Annotated in this window: 5 protein-coding genes; all 5 read right to left on the bottom strand. The window is 65.1% G+C overall.

The window, feature by feature from the left end; all coding sequences use genetic code 11:
• Position 1: 1 nt before the first annotated feature.
• Positions 2-985: an SLOG family protein gene (locus ACFQ24_RS04165; RefSeq protein WP_380909212.1), complete on the bottom strand. Its 984-nt coding sequence runs from the start codon at positions 983-985 to the stop codon at positions 2-4.
• A gap of 515 nt (positions 986-1,500) precedes the next feature.
• Positions 1,501-1,719: a DUF6117 family protein gene (locus tag ACFQ24_RS04170; protein ID WP_380909214.1), complete on the bottom strand. Its 219-nt coding sequence runs from the start codon at positions 1,717-1,719 to the stop codon at positions 1,501-1,503.
• 70 nt (positions 1,720-1,789) lie between these two features.
• Entirely contained in the window at positions 1,790-2,800 is a 1,011-nt protein-coding gene (locus tag ACFQ24_RS04175) for a DUF2493 domain-containing protein (protein WP_380909217.1), read from the bottom strand.
• A 70-nt stretch (positions 2,801-2,870) separates the two neighbouring features.
• On the bottom strand, positions 2,871-3,149 hold the full coding sequence (locus ACFQ24_RS04180; RefSeq protein ID WP_380909219.1) for a hypothetical protein: 279 nt from the start codon (positions 3,147-3,149) through the stop codon (positions 2,871-2,873).
• A gap of 87 nt (positions 3,150-3,236) precedes the next feature.
• Complete coding sequence (locus ACFQ24_RS04185) at positions 3,237-3,707, bottom strand: DUF736 domain-containing protein (RefSeq protein ID WP_380909221.1); 471 nt, start codon at positions 3,705-3,707, stop codon at positions 3,237-3,239.
• Between the last annotated feature and the right edge of the window lie 96 nt (positions 3,708-3,803).

Genomic DNA, 3,803 nt, shown 5'->3' on the forward strand with positions numbered 1-3,803 from the left:
CTCACTGCGCCTCCCATTCCTGATCGCTGAGCCTGACGAACCGCGCCGGGATACGCTTCTCCTTAACGAGGCGCGCGAGGTGAGACTGTAGTCCCGACCCTTCGCAGACCAGCGCCTCGACGGGCCGCAGTCCGACCATCTGCTCGTTCCGGACGAACCCCGCCCTCTTCCCCAGCTTCGCGCTGAGGCGGAACGTGATGAGCTTCACCTTACGCGAGGCGGCCCACGCTGCGGCCATCGCGTCGCACCCCTTATCCTGTGCGGTGGTCGCCAGCAGCATCATCGGATTTCGCGCTTTCGTTTCGTCGAGCTTCCCCCAGATGAGGCGCTCGTCGAACCAGCAGTCCGCGCCGCCGGAGAAGATCACGACGGACCCATCCGGGTAGTGCGCTTCGTTCTTGCGGAGGCGGCGGGCGGCGAGGAAATCGGTGGCGGCGATCACCGAGGCGGTGCGCTTGCTCGATATCAGCGACCCCTTCGGAGCGGACCACGGGCGGCCGGTTTCGGTGTGGAAGACGTCGGCGGCGTAGTCGCGCATGCACCGCAGGGCGTCGGTGGCTTCATCGAGGAATTCGAGGTTATCGCGCGCCTGCTCAAGTTCGACGCCGTGGATTTCGCTGCCGTCGGCGCACCGCAGCAGGTCCTGAACATCGCGCGTCGCCTTGTCGGCCTGGCCCGCCCACTGGTCGGCGACGTGATGGAAACTGTTGACGATGCCCCAGGCGAGGCGCTCGGCGGCAGGCTGCAGTCGCGTGTCGCGCAGCAGGTCGAAGAGGGTCGTGACGATCAGTTCGACGGCGAGCTGGGCTTCGCGCGGATCGGGCATGTCGGTCGCCATCTCCTCCTCGCCGCGCCCGATGCGGACCCCGTCGAGATCGGAGGAGAAGGCAGCGTGGAAGTCGTCGGTCGCGCCCGCCATCGTCTCCTGCGCGATGAATTCGGCGATGTCGGAGAACGGGCGGACGCTGCGGTGGATCTTCGTCATGGGAACCTCCTGTAGAAACGAAAGAGGTTCCCCCCCTGGGCACGGGCTCCGAGCGGCGGGGTCAAGGATCGCGGAACGCGACCGGCGCAGCCGGCGATGGGGGTCACGATTTTTTTGGGCGGCCACCTACATTGCAGGCCAGGCGCGACGCCCGACCCGCCCAAAAAAAATGGTGGGGCCCCGTCGTCCTTGAGGCCGACGCGGTCCCGTGCCACAATAGGAATTCTTGAGAGAGAGAAGAGGCTTTGCGAATCTGGGGCTCGATGCCCCTGATTCGCAAATGGGTGCCTCCGAGCGCTGCCCTCAATGCCCATGGACGGTGAGGGCCGGGGTCAAGGACCGCAAATGCGGTCGCGAAGCGGCGGTGGGGGCAACGATTTTGCGGAGCAAAATGGTGGGGCCCCGCCGTCCTTGACGCCAACCGACGCCTCCATGACGATCATGGGAATGGGAGGGTATTGCGAGCCTGCTCGCGATGCCCGCACGTCGTTCCACCTGATCGGGGAGCGTCCTGCTCAGGGCGCTGGCGGAACATAGGCAGCGAAAGGATCGCCGTCATGCAAGTGCCCGAGCGGCGTGAACAGATATTCCTTTCTGCTCCGGCCGACGGCGCAGACCACATAGCGGGGTTCGCCGGAAACCGCATCGACACATTCCATCAAAGCGAGATTGCCATCCATGGCGGCATCCAGCAAAGTTTGAAAATTGGCTCGGTGATGATCGGGTATCGCCATCATGCGCTCCCATAAAAACGGGGACAGCGCGAAGCGCCGTCCCCGACAGGATGAAGGAAGTTCGCGGACGTTACGCCGCCCGACGCAGCCGACCCCGCTCCGGCGGAGCGACCTTCTCGGCCGGAGCCTGATCCGCCTTGCGGAAGGCATGGATAGGGACACCTGCCTTGCGCAGGGCCTGATAAAGATTGGCCTGAATGCCTGACCCCTCCCCCAGCAAGGCTTCGACGGGTTTGAGATCGACCAGCTTGCGGTTGCGCGCGAAGGGCGCACCGCGTCCCGAGCCTGTCAACGAGTAGGTCACGAGCTGGACCTCGCGGTTCCCCGCCCATGAAGCCACGATCGCATCGAAGCCCTTGCGCTGCGCGGTCGTCACCAGCGTCATGTGCGGGATACGCTCGAGGATGGAATCGAGCCGGTCCCAGAGCAGTTGCCAGTCATGCCATTCGGCATGACCCGAGGCAACGACGATCGGACCACGCGGGCGGTAACGCTCGCGGTCGGCCAGTTCCCGGGCGCGCAGGAAGTCCTGTATCGACACCTGCGTGGCGGTGGCGGCCTTCGAGACACGCGAGCCGCGCGCGGGCGACCAGGGACGGCCCGAGAGCACGCGGAAGGTTTCGGCGGCATAGTCGCGCATGCACTCGACCGCCTCGCGTTGTTCGGACAGTGACTGGCACAGGAGCTGCTTCTCCTCCAGTTCGGTGTTGAACACTTCGGAGATATCGTTGCGCCGCATCATGTCGCGTAGCTCGTCGACCAGTGCGTCCTCCTGCTTTTCCAGCTTGCCAGCGACGAAATGGAAGCTGTTGACGGTGCCCCACGCGATTTCGGGCGCGAGCGCATCGAGCCTTGTATCGGTCAGCAGGTCGAAGATCGTGGCGATGATCCCCGCGCAATCGGCCTGCGCGTGCAACGGATCGGGCATGTCATGCTCGCCCGGTTCGTCGCCCGGCTGGATGATCGAAAGCGGGATAGGATCGCCAAAGGCGCGCTGGAATTCCGGCGTTGCCGTCATCTCGGCGAACAATGCCGGCAGGTCTGCGAAGCGACTGACGCTGCGCGAACGGTCTTGGGTCATGAGACTTCTCCTGCATGATGGAAAAGAAAAGGGACGAGACGCGATGGCGTCCCGCCCCCATGGTGTCGGATCAGTGCATGCTCGCCCGGATGCCGGCGAAGGCGGCGGAGCGCGTCAGGACGGCCCCGACGATTTCAGCGGCATGCGGGGCAAAGGGCGTGCCCTCGAGCAGGTCGTAAATGGCAGCGATGATCTCGCCGCAGGTGATCCCGGCCGGGATTTCCGGAACATGGGCCGCAGGAAACGGCGGGGAAAGCATATCCCGGATGGCGGGACTGGCCATGATCGCTGCGCAGAGCGAGGAGAGATCGGCGAAGGGGGCGAGGTCGTGCAACGAAGGGAGCGGCATGGGCTGCCTCCTCAGACAAGAGAAAATAAAAGGGCCGGGGAAGCCTGACGCCTCCCCGGCCCGGAACCTGTTCCGATCAACCGGCGATCAGAATGGATCCTCCTCGCCGAACGGCGCACCAGCGCCGGCCAGTTCGCCGCTGGTACCGACGGTGCTGCCGCCGAAGCCATCCTGATCGCGCGGGCCGCGATCGTCATAGTTCGTGCGGCTCACGCCCATGCCACCGCCGAAGTCGGAACGCATGGTGTCGCGCCGCCACGCGACCATGTAGCCCCCGTGATCGGCCGGGAAGAGCGCGATCGGCATCGGTTCGGGCAGGCTGGGATCATCGATATTCCCGGCGAGGAACACTTCGCCGGTGCGCTTCGAGACGGCTTCCCACAGCGCGCCGATCTGGACCCAGCGGCGTGCGACGTTCAGGGCGAGGATCTCGTAGACCGGAGCCTTCTCGTTCTCGCTCATCACCTTGCGCAGCCCGATGCGGGGCAGGTCGATCGTGCGGGTGGCGATCGAGCCCGTCAGGCGGTTGTTCACATTGAAGATTTCACCGATGTTCATCGTCTTGACCTTTCGAATGTCGCTCGAAGACCATTCTCCGGCGACACCCTCCCCGGTCCTTCTCTCCTCTCTGTCCCGCCCTCTCCCCGCGCGCCG

It is taken from the genome of Sphingobium olei, from assembly GCF_042678845.1.
GTDB lineage: Bacteria > Pseudomonadota > Alphaproteobacteria > Sphingomonadales > Sphingomonadaceae > Sphingobium > Sphingobium olei.

Excerpts from the sequence above, each read along its gene's own strand:
- ACFQ24_RS04170 (WP_380909214.1), bottom strand. The coding sequence starts at position 1,719 with ATGGCGATACCCGATCATCACCGAGCCAATTTTCAAACTTTGCTGGAT.
- ACFQ24_RS04165 (WP_380909212.1), bottom strand. The coding sequence starts at position 985 with ATGACGAAGATCCACCGCAGCGTCCGCCCGTTCTCCGACATCGCCGAA.
- ACFQ24_RS04185 (WP_380909221.1), bottom strand. The coding sequence starts at position 3,707 with ATGAACATCGGTGAAATCTTCAATGTGAACAACCGCCTGACGGGCTCG.
- ACFQ24_RS04180 (WP_380909219.1), bottom strand. The coding sequence starts at position 3,149 with ATGCCGCTCCCTTCGTTGCACGACCTCGCCCCCTTCGCCGATCTCTCC.
- ACFQ24_RS04175 (WP_380909217.1), bottom strand. The coding sequence starts at position 2,800 with ATGACCCAAGACCGTTCGCGCAGCGTCAGTCGCTTCGCAGACCTGCCG.